Genomic DNA, 15,560 nt, shown 5'->3' with positions numbered 1-15,560 from the left:
GTTCATTAATCTTGATAACTGGTCGAACGGTGAAGACAACCAGTTATCAAGACTAAGCATAGGAAGTGATTGAGAGGGATGGTCTCCCGGGCGAGGGATGCTCCGGGAGACCTAGGGCTGAGTTCTGGACAGCGAGATTGCCAACCCAAGCCCATTAGGCAAACTATTAACCTAGGTACGCTTCTAGCTCTTCGCTACCGCCGATGTGTTTACCACCGATGAAGACTTGAGGAACCGTTGTGCGACCAGAGATTGCACGCAGGCTGACTGTTGTTGCGTCTTTACCCAGAATCACTTCTTCATATTGAAGACCGTGGTCAATCAGATTTTGTTTCGCCTTCATGCAGAAAGGACAACCTGGCTTGGTGAACACAGTGATAGATTCTTGAGTTTTGTACTCAGGTGCTACGTAGTTCATCATCGTGTCTGCATCAGAAACTTTGAACGGGTCGCCTGGCTCGTTTGGTTCGATGAACATTTTCTCAACCACGCCGTTTTTCACTAGCATGCTGTAACGCCATGAACGCTTGCCGAAGCCGATGTCGTTTTTGTCCACTAGCATACCCATGCCGTCTGTGAACTCACCGTTACCATCTGGAATGAAAGTGATGTTTTCTGCTTCTTGGTCAGCTTTCCATGCGTTCATTACAAACGTATCGTTCACTGACACACATAGAATTTCATCCACGCCGTGTTCTTTAAATACTGAGAACAACTCGTTGTAACGAGGTAGGTGGCTCGACGAACACGTCGGAGTAAACGCACCTGGCAAGCTGAATACGATAACCGTTCTGTCTTTAAACAGCTCATCCGTGGTTACGTTCACCCATGCGTCACCTTTACGAGTCGGAAAAGTAACTTGTGGTACAGCTTGACCTTCTTTTGATGCAAACATGATGATTTCCTTTTTAAATTTATGAAATAATTCGTTTTCGAGCTTAGCGTTATTTGTCGCTCAGTTTCGTTTTGTTGAGCTCATTATTGAAAAAAAACTTTGATAGCTCTAATCGTTTAATGCTATGGTTTTGATAGATTATTTCTATCGCCAAACAAGAAGCGAATCGTACGTATGAATATCCGAGATTTTGAGTACTTGGTGGCGCTTGCGGAGCACAAGCATTTTCGAAAAGCAGCGGAAGCCTGTTTTGTTAGCCAACCAACTTTGAGTGGCCAGATTCGTAAACTAGAAGATGAACTGGGCACGGCATTACTAGAAAGAAGCAGCCGTCGAGTGCTGTTTACCGATTCTGGTTTGCAGTTGGTGGAGCAAGCAAAACGCATCTTAAGTGAAGTAAAAACCTTCAAAGATATGGCGAGTGGCCAAAGTGGTGCCATGACGGGACCAATGCATATTGGCTTTATCCCGACCGTTGGGCCTTACTTGCTGCCTAAGATCGTTCCTCGATTAAAAGAAGAGTTTCCTGAATTGGAACTGTTTCTGCATGAGGCTCAAACCCATCAATTGGTTCGTCAGTTAGAAGAGGGCAAGTTAGATTGCCTAGTATTGGCCTCTGTTGATGAGACAGCGCCTTTCAAAGAGATTGAAGTCTACAATGAGCCGTTGAGCGTTGCTGTACCTTGTGACCATGAATGGGCAGGCTTAGATCATATCGACATGCTGGATCTTAATGGTCGAACCGTATTGGCGTTAGGCGATGGCCATTGTTTGCGTGACCAAGCTCTGGGGTTCTGCTTTGCTGCTGGAGCCAAAGACGACGAGCGTTTCAAAGCGACCAGTCTAGAGACGCTGCGTAACATGGTAGCTGCTGGCGCTGGTATTACGTTGTTGCCAGAGTTATCTGTGCCGCATGAGAAGAAAAAAGATGGCGTATGTTACGTCCCAGCTGTGAACCCTACGCCTTCTCGCAGTATTGTTTTAGTTTACCGTCCCGGTTCACCACTGCGTGCTCGCTTCGAAGCGTTGGCTTCGACAATTAAAAGTATTCTGGAAGCGAAACAAAACTCTATTGCAGCTTAAGTCTCTGCTTAAATCAGATAATCCAGATAAACAAAAGGGAGCTCAATGGCTCCCTTTTTCATATCGTTAGTTCGGTACTAGAACAGCTCTTCTGAGCCACCGCCACCAGAGTAGATACTGTCTTCTAGACTGTTACCGACGTACTCAGTTGGCTCTGTACCTTTCTCGAAGTATTCGAACATTGATGAGCCATCGACTTTGTGCGTCAATAGGCCGCTATCACGGTCGATACGTACACGAACGATATCATCTGGAATGTTCTTGCTCTGCTGTGGTTTACCTTCTAAAGCAGCATGCATGAAGTCAATCCAAGCTGGCTCAGCCGTCTTAGCACCTGATTCTGCACCAGAGATCTGGCCTTTACCAAGGTTGCTGTTCACTGTTGTGCGGCCAAGCGTACGAGAGTGGTCATCGAAACCAACCCATGCGATAGCCACGATGCCAGGGCCGTAACCGTTGTACCAAGTATCTTTTGAGTCGTTGGTTGTACCGGTTTTACCGCCGATATCGCGACGTTCAAGTTTCTGTGCACGCCAGCCAGTACCGTTCCAACCTGTGCCATCACGCCAGCTACCGCCACCCCAGATGTTGCTGTACATCATTTCACGCATCAGGAACGCGTTTTGAGCTGAGATAACTTGTTTTGCGTATTGCGGAGTATCGTTTTCTAGAGCGTTGTCTGGAGCGATATTTTCCGGCGTTACGTCTTGTTCACCAAACTCTGCAGCAAACTTATCTTCAGCTGGAACGTGCTGTTCCATTTGAGGGCAATCGTGCTGACAGATCACTTTCGGGTTTGCTTTAAACAGCACTTCACCAAATGAGTCTTCCACGTGGTCAATGTAGAAAGGTTCTACATAGTAACCGCCGTTGGCAAATACAGAGTAACCTTGTGCCACTTTCATTGGCGTTAAGCTACCTGCACCAAGCGCGATGGTCTCTGAACGTGGTACTTCATCAATATCAAAGCCAAAACGCGTTAGATATTCACGAGTCTCGTCCAAACCAACTTCACGAAGAGTACGCACTGCCATTACGTTTTTAGACTGTGCTAGACCGATACGCAGACGAGTAGGGCCCACGTATGTTGGTGGTGAGTTCTTTGGACGCCATGCAGAACCAGAACCTGCATCCCATTTGTTGATTGGTGCATCGTTAACTAAAGAAGCAAGCGTGAGACCTTTGTTTATTGCCGCTGAGTAGATGAAAGGTTTGATACTTGAACCTACTTGGCGCACTGACATAGTCGCACGGTTAAACTTGCTGTGAACAAAGTTAAAGCCACCAACCAGAGAAAGCACAGCACCGTTTTCCGGATTCATTGCCACAAATGCAGTGTTTGCACTTGGTACTTGGCTTAGCTTCCAGCTGTTGATGGTGTTGCCGTCTTTATCGGTTGTGCTGATTTCACGAACCCAAATTTGTTGGCCTGATTCCAAAATCTGTTTAGCTGACTTTGGTACGGCGCCTTGGCGCTCATCCGTCAGGTACTTACGAGCCCAGTTCATGCCAGTCCATGCGATGGTTTGTTCATCGTTGTTCTTGACCCAAACTTGCGCTGTTTTGTCATCGACTTTAGTCACGACCGCTGGGTAAAGTTGTCCGTAAGTTGGTTGCTTCTTCAGATGTTTTTCAATCTGCTCTGTATCCCAAGCGGTTTCACCTTGTTTCCACAATACTTTCTCAGCACCGCGGTAGCCATGACGCTCGTCGTAAGCAAGGATGTTATTGATCGCCGCTTTGTTTGCAGCGTCTTGCAGTTTTGAATCTACTGTCATGTAGATGTTCAAGCCAGAGGTATAGGCTTTTTCTGCACCGTACTCTTTCACTGCCCATGAGCGCGCAAGTTCTGCAACGTATGGGGCAGAAAGCTCAATCTCAGCACTGTGGTAGCGAGCGACAATTGGCTCAGCACGTGCTTCATCGTATTGCTCTTGAGTGATGTATTTCTCATCCAACATACGCATCAGAACGACATTACGACGGTTTGTCGCGCGCTCTAGTGAGTAGATTGGGTTCATTGTCGATGGCGCTTTTGGCATACCAGCAAGCGTTGCGATTTCACTTAGCGTGAGTTCATTTAGGCTCTTACCAAAATAAACCTGAGCTGCGGCACCGAAACCGTATGAGCGGTAACCAAGGAAGATCTTGTTAACGTACAGTTCCATGATCTCTTGCTTCGTCAAAAGCTGCTCAATGTGAATCGCAATGAAGATCTCTTTCACTTTACGCATGATCTTCTTCTCGTTGGATAGGAAGAAGTTACGCGCTAGCTGCTGAGTAATGGTACTCGCACCTTGCTTTGCAGAACCAGATAATGCAACGACGACTGCCGCACGTGTAATACCGATTGGGTCGATACCTGGGTGCTCGTAAAATCGGCTATCTTCGGTCGCGATCAGCGCATGAATTAAATCTTGCGGAATTTCGTCGTAAGTAACAGGAATTCGGCGTTTCTCACCAAACTGTGCGATCAGTTTCCCGTCTTGACTAAAAACCTGCATAGGTGTTTGTAATTCAACATCTTTTAAGGTTGCAACATCTGGCAATTCAGGCTTCACGTATTGATAGAAGCCAAAAATTGTGGTGACTCCAAGAATTATGCAAATCAATGTTAAAAATAATAAACGCTTTATGAACTTCACCGGAGAATCCCTGATTGGTTGAGGCTGTGTAACGGCAAACCCTTGTACTCTTAGGTCAAAAATTTAGCACATAAGAGATATTAACTCTTATTTGGATGCTAATAACAACCTTTGCACGAAGAAAATTCTCTGGGTGCTAACAACATCGGCACGCAAGAATTTCGGAGCGAGAGTAGAGATGGATAAGCTATTAGTTACGGGCATAGATATTGGCCATAACAGCCTCAAAGCCGTGGTACTTAAACCCAATGGCAACAGTTACGCACTACTGGGTTACAAAGAAATAATACTTAAGGAAGGTATTGTCGCTGAAAATAACACCATAAATCATCAAGAAATTGTAAAGACCCTTAAAGAGATGAAAAAAGAGCTACCTTTTCGTGCTCGAAAGGTCGCAATTTCAGTTCCAGATAATGCTGTGATCAGTAAAAAGCTGCAGATAGAGCAGAACTTAGAAGAGAGTGAAAAGGAGTTTGCTGTTGTGCAAGCCTTCTCACATCAGTCTCCATTCCCCGTGGAAGAGCTGAGTCTTGACTTCATCAAGGTTGATACGGATGAGCAGATGCGAGGCACTGACAGTTATCAGGTCTTCGCGACTCGTAAAGACGTGGTAGAAACCCGAGTTGAGGCATTGCAGAAATCAGGCTTGAAACCAGTACTGGTGGACGTGCACTCACAAAGTCTTGGTCATATGTGGAAATTGGTTGCGGAACGTTTTCCTGAAAAGAACAAGTATTGTTTACTGGACATTGGTTCTTTGAACAGTTCTTTCACTATGTTCACTGAACAAGGTGAATTGTTTCATAAAGAATTTCCCTGCGGTACTCGCACTACGGGCAGTTTGTTTCAACAAGATCCATTAGCAGACGATGTACAAGTGGCAACGGAGCAATTTAATCGACAAATCGTTGAGCGTGTTAAACGTCAGATGCAGCTCTATACCTCAATTAATGGAAGCCAGGATATCAAAGGCGTTTGGCTTTCGGGAGAGGGCGCTGCAACACCTATGTTGGCCGAGGAGCTGTCTAGCCAGTTGGCACTAGAGTGTGAACTGCTTAATCCACTTGGTTTGTTTGAAATGAAAGTGTCTAAACGCAAACGTCGTGCCGCGGATTGGCAACACTTCACTGCTGCAGCCGGACTGGCTGTACGTGGTATTCAGTGGCTAGGAGGTGACAATGCTGTATCACATTAACCTTCTTGCCTGGCGTGAAAACCAACGTGAAGAGCATCGTCGTCGTTTTATTGGCTTGATTTTACTCGGGGCGATCGCTGCTCTGGGCGTGCAATGGGGGATCGGTAAGTACTACCAATACCAACAAGAACAGCAGCAACAGCGCTTGGATTATCTCGCTCACTATATCTCTCAACTCGATAAACGTATTGAAGCCATGAAGATAGCAGAGCAAGAGCACAGCAAAATTCTAGAGCGCCTAAAGACCGTTGAAGGGCTGCAAAATGGGCGCAATAAAACCACTGAGTTTATGAACCTGATGCCCTCAGTGATCCCTGAAGGCGTCTATGTCGATAAGATCAAAATGAACGACTACGAGATTGAGATCTCGGGTATTTCTGATAGCACCTCTCGTCTTGCCACCATGCTCGATAATATGGAGCGTTCCGCCAAGCTGCTGGATGTTGATATGCACTCCATTGTTCATGGTAAAGCGCGCTTTGGTAAAGAGTTCCAGACGTTCAAAGTCTCCTTCATGTTTAAAGACGCCTCTATAAAAGGAGGTAAGCAGCATGGTTAATTGGCAAGACCTAGAAATGGATGAAATCGCTGAATGGCCGCTGGCGCCTCAGTTGGTAGCGATTCTTCTTATGGTGGTGTTGATCCAAGGTTTTGGTTACTGGTTTTATTTGAAGCCAGAGGAAGCTCGCCTTAATACCTTGATCCAAGAAGAGCAGACTTTAAAAGTCGCGCTGAGGATCAAAGCCAATAAAGTCGCTGCACTGCCGCAGCTTCAGTCACAACTTGATGAACTGACCACACGCTATGAACTGCTTTTGCAACAACTGCCTGCACAGAAAGAATTGGCGACCATGCTAGCGTCGGTTAATGAACTCGGCATCGATAACAAGCTGACATTTACGCGTATTGATTGGGGAGATAAAGAGTCAGAGCATTTCCTTTACCGTTTGCCGCTCAATATTGAGCTAACGGGTGACTTCCATGACATCGGTCGTTTTTCACAGGCCATCGCCACCTTACCACGCATCATCACATTTCAAGATGTAACTTGGCAGCGAGTCAGTCAAGAGAGTGAAACCTTGCACTTCCGTGTAAGAGCAAACACTTACCAATTCAGACCAGAGGAAAAGAAAGATGCGAAATAAATCTTTGCTGATGGTTTGTATGGTGAGTCTGCTGAGTGGTTGCCAAGCCAATGATGAGTCACTGACCGACTTTATTCGCGGTGTAGAAAACCAAGCACGCCGTGATGTCGCCAAACTCCAGCCGACTGAAGAATATGTAGTGGTGAGTTACGAGCCTGAAATTTTGCGTGCCCCTTTTGAACTGCCAAAAGAGGCCACCATCGCAACTCAACCTGTTGCGAGGCAGGACTGTTGGCAACCACCGTCAAGAAAGCGCACTGGCAAACTGGAACGTTTCCCACTTAACCAACTTCGCCTTAAGGGTGTGATGGGAATGGGCAGTAGCGTCTCGGGTTTGGTTCAAGCACCGAATGGCACAGTGTACAAAGTGAAGCCAGGTCAATACCTCGGACGTAATAATGGCAAGGTAACCCACGTATCCCACAGCTATTTATTGATTAATGAAACCTTGCCAGACGGTTTAGGTTGTTGGCAAAAGCGCAAAGTGAAGTTGGCGTTGAGATAGGCATAGCCGCATTTATTTTTGATATTGAGTAATGATGAAAATGAGACACGGATTAACACTGACACCAAGGAAGCTAACAGGGCTCTTCTCTTTATGGTTCTTTCTACTTTTAGCCCCTTTCGTCGCAGCAGAAGAAGTACAGTCTAACTCGCTTAAGAGCATCGACTTCCGTACGAACAAAGACAAAGACGCCGTGATTGTGGTTGAGCTCGCATCACCCGCTGCGATTGTTGATATTAAACGCGTACAAGAAGGCTTGAGTATCGACTTACTCAACACCTCCGTTAAAGATGACCAGCTTTACCTACTTGATGTGAAAGACTTCTCGACGGTTGTCGAGAGCGTTGAGGTATTCCGCGATACTTCTACAACACGTCTGGTGGCTTATATAGATGAGGACTATTCTCACGACTACCGTCTTACTGGTCGTTATTTAGAGGTAAAGGTTGGCAAGCTTAAAGCCAACGAAAAAGCGCCGGATAAAAGCATTTTGGAAAAAGAAGGCAAGCTAATTTCGATTAACTTCCAAGACATTCCTGTGCGAAACGTGTTGCAACTTATCGCCGACTACAATCAATTTAACTTGGTCGTTTCTGACTCGGTCGAGGGTAACTTGACCTTGCGTTTGGATGGTGTGCCTTGGCAGCAAGTACTCGACATTATCTTGCAAGTGAAAGGGTTAGATAAGCGTGTTGATGGCAATGTCATTCTCGTTGCACCAAAAGATGAATTGGATCTGCGCGAGAAGCAGCAACTCGAAAAGCAAAAGCTAGAGAAAGAGATCGGTGAGCTTTCATCAGAGATCATCAAGGTGAACTTCGCTAAAGCGTCAGACATTGCTGAGATGATCAATGGGGAGGGCAACATCAGTATGCTTTCAGATCGAGGCAGTATGACCATTGATGAGCGTACCAACTCGTTATTGATTCGTGAGTTACCTGAGAATATTGAAGTGATTCGCGAGATCATAGAATCATTGGATATTCCTGTAAAACAGGTTCAGATTGAAGCGCGTATTGTGACTATTAATGAAGGTAACATGGACGAACTTGGCGTTCGTTGGGGCTTCACTTCCATTAATGGCAGTCATACTGTGGGTGGTTCAATTGAGAATAACCTTGCGACAATCGGCCTGTACGATGGTGGCGGTGAAGGTGATGACGGTGGCAGCAGTGTGGGTATTGATGACTTTCTCAACGTTAACCTTGCTGCGACCAGTCCAAATGCGACCAGTATTGCCTTCCAAGTTGCGAAGTTAGGTTCGGACACCTTACTAGATTTGGAACTTTCGGCGCTGCAACAAGAATCGAAAGCAGAAATTATTTCTAGTCCACGTTTGATCACCACGAATAAGAAGCCAGCTTACATTGAGCAGGGTACCGAGATCCCTTACCTTGAATCTTCTTCCAGCGGTGCGACTTCTGTGACGTTCAAAAAAGCGGTATTGAGCTTGAAAGTGACGCCACAGATTACGCCTGACAACCGTTTGGTGTTGGATTTGAGCGTTACGCAAGACAGACCGGGCCAAGTGGTAAAAACAGGCACTGGTGAGGCGGTGGCGATCGATACGCAACGTATTGGTACACAAGTTTTAGTCAATAATGGTGAGACAGTCGTGTTGGGCGGTATTTTTCAACACAGCATTACAAACTCCGTCGATAAGGTGCCTTTATTAGGTGATTTGCCGCTGTTAGGTGCGCTTTTCCGTCGAAGTTACGAAAATGTCGGTAAAAGTGAACTACTGATTTTTGTTACACCTAAAGTTGTGATTCAGTAAGAATCGGTAGGCAAAAAAACGATTAGATCAAAAATAAAGTTGCATTAGTGGCACCATGCTTGGATAATTTCGGGTCTTATCACGAATTATCTGTGAGGAATTGGTGCCACAAGCCTTGTGAAACAGCAGTTTGGCTGTGTTTTCTTGTGGCGATCTTATTGAATTAACGTTGTAAATTACCGCTAAATATGGCTGAGAAACGTAATATTTTCCTTGTTGGCCCAATGGGCGCCGGCAAAAGTACAATTGGTAGACACCTAGCACAGCAACTGCATATGGAGTTCGTGGACTCTGATACAGTGATCGAAGAACGCACTGGTGCAGATATCGCTTGGGTTTTTGATGTTGAAGGTGAAGAAGGCTTCCGCAAACGCGAAGAAGCTGTACTTGAAGACCTAACTCAAGAGCAAGGCATCGTGCTAGCAACGGGCGGTGGCTCTGTTAAGAGCAAAGAAAACCGCAACCGTCTTTCAGCACGTGGTGTTGTTGTTTACCTAGAAACAACTATTGAAAAGCAACTTGCTCGCACAAACCGCGACAAGAAGCGTCCTCTACTTCAAACTGACAACCCTCGTGAAGTATTGGAAAGTTTGGCAGGCGAACGTAACCCTCTATACGAAGAAGTAGCGGATTACACAGTTCGTACTGACGATCAGAGTGCAAAAGTGGTAGCCAACCAGATCGTAAAAATGCTAGAAGAGAGATAAGCATTTATCTTTTTCAAATTGGAGCACACCGATGGAACGGATTACGGTCAATCTAGCAGAGCGTAGCTACCCAATCTCAATTGGCGCCGGGTTATTTGAAGACCCGGCGTACCTTTCTCAAATTCTTTCAAATAAAAACGCAAATCAGAAAGTCGTCGTGATCAGTAATGTCACGGTTGCTCCACTGTACGCGGAAAAAATTCTTAGCCAGCTTGAACAGCTCGGTTGTGATGCCTCATTACTTGAATTGCCTGATGGCGAGCAATACAAAAGCCTAGACACGTTTAATCAAGTCATGAACTTCCTGCTAGAAGGAAGCTATGCTCGTGACGTAGTGATTATTGCGCTAGGTGGTGGTGTGATTGGTGACCTCGTTGGCTTTGCCTCAGCATGTTACCAACGTGGTGTGGATTTCATCCAGATTCCAACCACATTGTTGTCTCAAGTAGACTCATCGGTTGGCGGTAAAACCGCAGTTAACCACCCGCTTGGTAAAAACATGATTGGTGCTTTTTACCAACCTAAAGCGGTTATCATCGATACCAACTGTCTGTCGACGCTCCCAGAGCGTGAGTTTGCAGCGGGTATTGCTGAGGTGATCAAGTACGGCATTATTTACGATGGTGCTTTCTTCGATTGGTTAGAAGAGAATCTTGATCGTCTATACGCATTAGATGAAGAGGCTCTGACTTACGCGATTGCACGTTGTTGTGAAATCAAGGCGGAAGTTGTGGCACAAGATGAGAAAGAGTCAGGCATTCGAGCGCTGCTGAACTTGGGCCATACCTTTGGTCATGCGATTGAAGCTGAACTTGGTTATGGCAACTGGCTACACGGTGAAGCGGTATCTTCCGGTACAGTGATGGCGGCGAAAACCTCTCACTTACGTGGATTGATTTCGCAAGAGCAACTGGACCGCATCATCAATATTATGCGCCGCGCTAAACTGCCTGTGCATACGCCAGATACAATGAGCTTTGATGATTTCATGACGCACATGATGCGTGATAAGAAAGTCTTATCCGGTCAGCTGCGTTTAGTTCTGCCAACGGGCATCGGCAGTGCCGAAGTCATTGCAGACACACCGCAAGATATCATCAAACAAGCTATCGACTTCGGTCGTGACATTTAACCTTGTAATGGCGCCTATCGGCGTCATTCTTGTAGTTTATTAAGGTTATTTAGATGAGTTTCGCTCACGTTCTTGAATTGGATTCGCAAACCGAGCTTTTAGACAGATTAAGCTTGTTGACCAATTTTGGTTCTAACTTGATCGCAGTAAATGGCCAAACTGGGTACGGAAAATCTTGGTTGGCACAGCGATATCTTGAACTCGGTGCAAGTAACAAAAACCAATGTTTGTTACTTTGTCATTCAAATCAAGATGATGTGCAGCGTCGTATGCTCATTTTGAGCCAGATTGTTTCTGATGCACTGTTCAATCAGCAAGATACGTTGCTTGATAGTTTGGAGCGTATCTTAGGTAATGAAGCGTGTGATATCGCGATTGTGGTTGATGATGCGCACTTGTTGAGTGAAACACTGGTCTCAGAATTATGGATGTTGGTGCTAGCAGCACAAGCGAATCCAAAATGGAAAATCAACATCTTACTGTTTACTCAAAGTGGGCGTTTGGAATCGGTATTGTCGCGTATCAGCTACGGGCAAGAACTTAAGCCAGTTGAACTCGATATTGAGATGTTGTCAGAAGTTGAAGCGCGTCGCTTTTTTGAATCTTTGGTAATTCGATATGTCGACGATGAATCAGAAAAGCGCGTTCGAGATGCATTTAAGAAAGTCGACCCGGTTCCGGGGGACATCATGGCGTTAGGAGAGATGAAAGTGGAAAAAAGGATCATTATCCGCTCAATTGTAGGCTCACCCCTTAATATCGCATTGGTTGTATTGGTGCTGCTATTGCTAGCTGCTGGTGGCTATTGGTGGATGTACAATCAGCCGAGCCCTGACGATAAAGCACAGCAAATCACTGGCGCTATTGAGCAAACGGCTATTCCAACCCTAAGCGAACATCGAGCTACCAGTGGCGCAGATTCGACGATGAGCAACGAAGCTGAAGATAGCACGGTGCTTACTGATGCGACGGATGACTCTGATTCATTACCACCAACCGTAACGGATGAAGTGGCGAGTGTTGGCACGGAAGACAAGCAACAACGTGTTGTGATTGAGTCTGATGTGGTGGATGCATTGCTCGAGGGTAAGCCAGAAGAAGCGGATACTGATGAAATCAAACAAGTGGTTGAAGAATCGGTTCCTCAAGCGCAAAGCAGCTCGAGTTCTTCGCTCATCAATGTTGTTCAGACAGGTGAACAGTCTGCTGAAGCTCAAGTTATGCCAACTAAACCAGTGGTGAAGTTCTCTTTTGCTCGTGAAGAGCTTAAGGCCTTATCGCCACGCGGCTATACGCTACAGCTCGGTGCGATGACCGCAATGGAAGATGTGCAAGCGTTTCTCGATAAATACGACTTAAACGGTAAGGTAAGAATTTACCCAACGGTGCGCAGTGGAACGGAATGGTACATCATCACTTACCAAGATTACCCAACCATTCAATTGGCTCGTGACGCAGTCGAAAGCTTACCGGATACGCTTAAATCGCTGAGTCCTTGGGCAAAATCCTTAGGTCAGGTGCATCGTGAAATTGATCGCGTGAAATAATCCTGAGCTTCGTTGAAAAATATGTTACATTCCGCAGCCTTAATTTTTGGTCGATAGATAGAGCAGTAGATGAAAAAGCAACGAGCCTTTCTTAAGTGGGCAGGAGGAAAATACGGTCTGGTTGAAGATATCCAACGTCATTTGCCACCGGCTCGAAAGCTAGTTGAACCTTTTGTTGGTGCTGGCTCGGTTTTTCTTAATACCGACTACGACCACTATCTGCTAGCGGACATCAACCCCGACCTGATTAATCTCTACAACCTACTGAAAGAGCGTCCTGAAGAGTATATCTCTGAAGCAAAACGTTGGTTTGTTGCTGAGAACAATCGCAAAGAAGCTTACCTAGATATTCGCGCCGAGTTTAATAAAACTGATGACGTGATGTATCGCTCTTTAGCGTTCTTGTACATGAACCGTTTTGGCTTTAACGGCTTGTGTCGTTACAACAAAAAGGGCGGTTTTAACGTTCCTTTTGGTTCGTACAAAAAGCCTTACTTCCCTGAAGCTGAGCTAGAATTCTTTGCTGAAAAAGCGAAGAAGGCAACATTTGTCTGTGAAGGTTACCCAGAGACGTTCAGCCGAGCACGCAAAGGCAGCGTAGTTTACTGCGATCCACCTTACGCACCGTTGTCGAATACGGCGAACTTTACGTCTTATGCTGGTAACGGCTTCACGCTTGATGACCAAGCGGCATTGGCTGATATCGCAGAGAGAGCTGCAACTGAACGTGGCATTCCTGTTCTGATTTCAAACCACGACACCACACTAACGCGTCGCCTTTATCATGGCGCTGAACTGAATGTGGTGAAAGTGAAGCGAACCATCAGTCGCAATGGCAGTGGTCGTAATAAAGTTGATGAGCTTCTTGCTCTGTTCCGAGCACCTGATACGGACAAATCTGACTCCTAGCTCTCACACTATTGTATCTAAATAGTGGATCTCCCCACTGGCTTCGGTAGAATTGCGCGCAACAAATTGTTTGCTGTTTGCTCGCCACTACTGAGGTCAGGTATGAAAGATTTTCTAATTGCTCCATCCATTTTATCAGCTGATTTTGCTCGTCTCGGTGAAGACGTAGAAAAAGTACTCGCAGCGGGTGCGGATGTGGTGCACTTCGACGTTATGGACAACCACTATGTACCAAACCTGACTTTTGGTGCGCCTGTATGTAAAGCGCTACGTGATTACGGCATCACAGCGCCAATCGATGTTCACCTGATGGTGAAGCCTGTTGATCGCATCATCCCTGATTTCGCCAAAGCTGGCGCATCGATGATTACTTTCCACATTGAAGCATCTGAGCACGTTGACCGTACTCTTCAACTGATCAAAGAGCACGGCTGTAAAGCGGGTGTGGTTCTTAACCCAGCAACACCACTTGCACACCTTGAATTCATCATGGACAAAGTTGACCTGATTCTACTGATGTCTGTAAACCCTGGCTTCGGTGGTCAATCATTCATTCCTCACACGTTAGATAAGCTACGTGCAGTGCGTAAGATGATCGACGAGTCTGGTCGCGATATCCGTCTAGAAATCGATGGTGGCGTGAAGGTAGATAACATCCGTGAAATCGCCGAAGCGGGTGCAGATATGTTTGTAGCGGGCTCTGCGATTTTCAGTGAACCAGATTACAAGCAAGTGATCGACAAAATGCGTGCTGAACTTGCAGAAGTAAAATAAGCGCGACAAACACGCCCTGAAACCAGCGCGACAAACACGCCCTGAAACCAGCGCGATAACGCTATGATTTAAAAGGCTGCCACTTTGCTGGCAGCCTTTGTTGTTTCTGGCGCGAGGTTATAAAAAATATCCATCGTGGTGTGCAAATAATCACTTGCCTATTTTGCGTCCTTTCTGTACTATTCGTGCTCCTTAAAACTCAGTCAATTTTCTTTAGTTCCTTGCTTCCTCTGGACGACTGAGCCATTTGTGGAAGCTGAATAATCCGTAAGGAGCAACCAATGCGTCATTACGAAATCGTATTCATGGTGCACCCAGATCAAAGCGAGCAAGTTGCTGGCATGATCGAGCGTTACACTGGTTCAATCACTGAAGCTGGCGGTAAAATCCACCGTCTAGAAGACTGGGGCCGTCGTCAACTGGCTTACCCAATCAACAAGCTTCACAAAGCTCACTACGTTCTAATGAACGTTGAAGCTGGTCAAGAAGTGATCGACGAACTAGAAACTGCTTTCCGTTTCAACGATGCAGTTCTACGTAACATGATCATGCGTACTAAAGCGGCTATCACTGAGCAATCTATCATGCTTAAGCAGAAAGAAGAGCGTGCAGAGCGTGCTCCTCGTCGCGAAGAGCGTGCTGAAGCTAAGCCAGAAGCAGCTGCTGAGTAATATTTCTTATGACCAATCGAATGGAGCTGAGTGGCACCATTGCCAAGCCGCCCATTCGTAGTAAAAGCCCTGGTGGCATTGAACACTGTCGGTTTTGGTTAGAGCACCGCTCTACTGTTATCGAAGCTGACCTACCTCGACAAGTTTATTGTCGAATGCCGGTAGTCGTCAGTGGGCTTGGGTCACAAGCATTAACTCAGAATTTAGTACAAGGTAGTAACATTAAGGTAGGTGGATTTGTCGCCTATCAGACCGGCCGAAATGGCGTTGGGAAATTAGTGTTACATGCCGACAACATTACTCAAATTTAAGATCAGGAGATAGCCCATGGCTCGTTTCTTCCGTCGTCGTAAATTCTGCCGTTTCACTGCAGAAGGCGTACAAGAGATTGATTACAAAGACGTAGCAACTCTTAAAAACTACATCACTGAAGCTGGTAAAATCGTTCCTAGCCGTATCACTGGTACAAGCGCTAAATACCAACGTCAACTAGCTCGCGCTATCAAGCGTTCACGCTACCTAGCTCTACTACCGTACACTGATAAGCATCAGTAATCGGTCGTTTTATTAAGAAA

Annotated in this window: 16 protein-coding genes; 14 read left to right on the top strand and 2 right to left on the bottom strand. The window is 46.0% G+C overall.

All coding sequences use genetic code 11. From position 1 onward, the window contains the following. Positions 1-166 precede the first annotated feature (166 nt). A complete protein-coding gene (locus tag GXP65_RS20715) occupies positions 167-895 on the bottom strand; it encodes a redoxin family protein (RefSeq protein WP_005432732.1) in 729 nt (242 codons plus the stop codon). A 174-nt stretch (positions 896-1,069) separates the two neighbouring features. On the opposite strand from GXP65_RS20715, the gene oxyR reads away from it, so the two are divergent. Next, the gene (oxyR, locus tag GXP65_RS20710; protein ID WP_005432705.1) at positions 1,070-1,978 is read left to right on the top strand and encodes a DNA-binding transcriptional regulator OxyR; all 909 of its coding nucleotides are present in this window, start codon (positions 1,070-1,072) and stop codon (positions 1,976-1,978) included. A 77-nt stretch (positions 1,979-2,055) separates the two neighbouring features. Here the strand turns inward: oxyR and GXP65_RS20705 are convergent, their stop codons facing one another. Further along, on the bottom strand, positions 2,056-4,623 hold the full coding sequence (locus tag GXP65_RS20705; RefSeq protein ID WP_162093614.1) for a PBP1A family penicillin-binding protein: 2,568 nt from the start codon (positions 4,621-4,623) through the stop codon (positions 2,056-2,058). Between the two features lie 178 nt (positions 4,624-4,801). Here GXP65_RS20705 and pilM point away from each other — a divergent pair, with 178 nt between their 5' ends. From pilM to rpsR, 13 genes are all read left to right on the top strand, one after another. Continuing rightward, positions 4,802-5,818, top strand: a complete 1,017-nt coding sequence (gene pilM / locus GXP65_RS20700) for a type IV pilus assembly protein PilM (protein ID WP_162093613.1) — start codon at positions 4,802-4,804, stop codon at positions 5,816-5,818. Continuing rightward, a complete protein-coding gene (locus GXP65_RS20695; protein WP_038889584.1) occupies positions 5,802-6,377 on the top strand; it encodes a PilN domain-containing protein in 576 nt (191 codons plus the stop codon). Before pilM ends, GXP65_RS20695 begins: the two co-directional genes overlap by 17 nt. Continuing rightward, positions 6,370-6,963, top strand: a complete 594-nt coding sequence (gene pilO / locus GXP65_RS20690) for a type 4a pilus biogenesis protein PilO (RefSeq protein ID WP_162093612.1) — start codon at positions 6,370-6,372, stop codon at positions 6,961-6,963. The genes GXP65_RS20695 and pilO overlap by 8 nt, the downstream gene beginning before the upstream one ends. After that, on the top strand, positions 6,953-7,468 hold the full coding sequence (locus GXP65_RS20685) for a pilus assembly protein PilP (RefSeq protein ID WP_005432702.1): 516 nt from the start codon (positions 6,953-6,955) through the stop codon (positions 7,466-7,468). The genes pilO and GXP65_RS20685 overlap by 11 nt, the downstream gene beginning before the upstream one ends. A 34-nt stretch (positions 7,469-7,502) precedes the next feature. After that, positions 7,503-9,245, top strand: a complete 1,743-nt coding sequence (locus tag GXP65_RS20680; RefSeq protein WP_050906101.1) for a type IV pilus secretin PilQ family protein — start codon at positions 7,503-7,505, stop codon at positions 9,243-9,245. A 188-nt stretch (positions 9,246-9,433) separates the two neighbouring features. Further along, complete coding sequence (aroK, locus tag GXP65_RS20675) at positions 9,434-9,952, top strand: shikimate kinase AroK (protein ID WP_010443904.1); 519 nt, start codon at positions 9,434-9,436, stop codon at positions 9,950-9,952. Positions 9,953-9,983: 31 nt separating this feature from the next. Continuing rightward, positions 9,984-11,084 carry a 3-dehydroquinate synthase gene (gene aroB / locus GXP65_RS20670; RefSeq protein WP_045380637.1) on the top strand — a complete coding sequence of 367 codons (1,101 nt, stop codon included), beginning with the start codon at positions 9,984-9,986 and terminating at the stop codon, positions 11,082-11,084. A gap of 53 nt (positions 11,085-11,137) precedes the next feature. Next, positions 11,138-12,631, top strand: coding sequence for an AAA family ATPase (locus GXP65_RS20665; protein WP_162093611.1), 1,494 nt, complete (start codon positions 11,138-11,140; stop codon positions 12,629-12,631). A 69-nt stretch (positions 12,632-12,700) separates the two neighbouring features. Next, positions 12,701-13,540 (top strand): Dam family site-specific DNA-(adenine-N6)-methyltransferase, encoded by an 840-nt coding sequence (locus tag GXP65_RS20660; protein ID WP_038889578.1) that lies wholly within the window; start codon positions 12,701-12,703, stop codon positions 13,538-13,540. Positions 13,541-13,642: 102 nt separating this feature from the next. Further along, positions 13,643-14,314, top strand: coding sequence for a ribulose-phosphate 3-epimerase (rpe, locus tag GXP65_RS20655; RefSeq protein WP_005532698.1), 672 nt, complete (start codon positions 13,643-13,645; stop codon positions 14,312-14,314). 281 nt (positions 14,315-14,595) lie between these two features. Continuing rightward, the gene (gene rpsF / locus GXP65_RS20650; RefSeq protein ID WP_005438446.1) at positions 14,596-14,985 is read left to right on the top strand and encodes a 30S ribosomal protein S6; all 390 of its coding nucleotides are present in this window, start codon (positions 14,596-14,598) and stop codon (positions 14,983-14,985) included. A gap of 8 nt (positions 14,986-14,993) precedes the next feature. After that, the gene (priB, locus tag GXP65_RS20645) at positions 14,994-15,296 is read left to right on the top strand and encodes a primosomal replication protein N (RefSeq protein WP_038889577.1); all 303 of its coding nucleotides are present in this window, start codon (positions 14,994-14,996) and stop codon (positions 15,294-15,296) included. Between the two features lie 16 nt (positions 15,297-15,312). After that, entirely contained in the window at positions 15,313-15,540 is a 228-nt protein-coding gene (gene rpsR, locus GXP65_RS20640) for a 30S ribosomal protein S18 (protein WP_000090472.1), read from the top strand. The last annotated feature ends 20 nt before the right edge of the window (positions 15,541-15,560 follow it).

It is taken from the genome of Vibrio sp. LB10LO1, assembly GCF_010092875.1.
Classification (GTDB): domain Bacteria; phylum Pseudomonadota; class Gammaproteobacteria; order Enterobacterales; family Vibrionaceae; genus Vibrio; species Vibrio campbellii.
The sequence above is the reverse complement of the archived record's forward strand: the minus strand, read 5'-3'. Positions and strand labels throughout refer to the sequence as shown.

Excerpts from the sequence above, each read along its gene's own strand:
- rpsF (WP_005438446.1), top strand. The coding sequence starts at position 14,596 with ATGCGTCATTACGAAATCGTATTCATGGTGCACCCAGATCAAAGCGAG.
- GXP65_RS20715 (WP_005432732.1), bottom strand. The coding sequence starts at position 895 with ATGTTTGCATCAAAAGAAGGTCAAGCTGTACCACAAGTTACTTTTCCG.
- pilM (WP_162093613.1), top strand. The coding sequence starts at position 4,802 with ATGGATAAGCTATTAGTTACGGGCATAGATATTGGCCATAACAGCCTC.
- GXP65_RS20685 (WP_005432702.1), top strand. The coding sequence starts at position 6,953 with ATGCGAAATAAATCTTTGCTGATGGTTTGTATGGTGAGTCTGCTGAGT.
- aroB (WP_045380637.1), top strand. The coding sequence starts at position 9,984 with ATGGAACGGATTACGGTCAATCTAGCAGAGCGTAGCTACCCAATCTCA.
- aroK (WP_010443904.1), top strand. The coding sequence starts at position 9,434 with ATGGCTGAGAAACGTAATATTTTCCTTGTTGGCCCAATGGGCGCCGGC.
- GXP65_RS20660 (WP_038889578.1), top strand. The coding sequence starts at position 12,701 with ATGAAAAAGCAACGAGCCTTTCTTAAGTGGGCAGGAGGAAAATACGGT.
- GXP65_RS20695 (WP_038889584.1), top strand. The coding sequence starts at position 5,802 with ATGCTGTATCACATTAACCTTCTTGCCTGGCGTGAAAACCAACGTGAA.
- pilO (WP_162093612.1), top strand. The coding sequence starts at position 6,370 with ATGGTTAATTGGCAAGACCTAGAAATGGATGAAATCGCTGAATGGCCG.
- GXP65_RS20680 (WP_050906101.1), top strand. The coding sequence starts at position 7,503 with ATGAAAATGAGACACGGATTAACACTGACACCAAGGAAGCTAACAGGG.
- rpsR (WP_000090472.1), top strand. The coding sequence starts at position 15,313 with ATGGCTCGTTTCTTCCGTCGTCGTAAATTCTGCCGTTTCACTGCAGAA.
- GXP65_RS20665 (WP_162093611.1), top strand. The coding sequence starts at position 11,138 with ATGAGTTTCGCTCACGTTCTTGAATTGGATTCGCAAACCGAGCTTTTA.
- oxyR (WP_005432705.1), top strand. The coding sequence starts at position 1,070 with ATGAATATCCGAGATTTTGAGTACTTGGTGGCGCTTGCGGAGCACAAG.
- priB (WP_038889577.1), top strand. The coding sequence starts at position 14,994 with ATGACCAATCGAATGGAGCTGAGTGGCACCATTGCCAAGCCGCCCATT.
- rpe (WP_005532698.1), top strand. The coding sequence starts at position 13,643 with ATGAAAGATTTTCTAATTGCTCCATCCATTTTATCAGCTGATTTTGCT.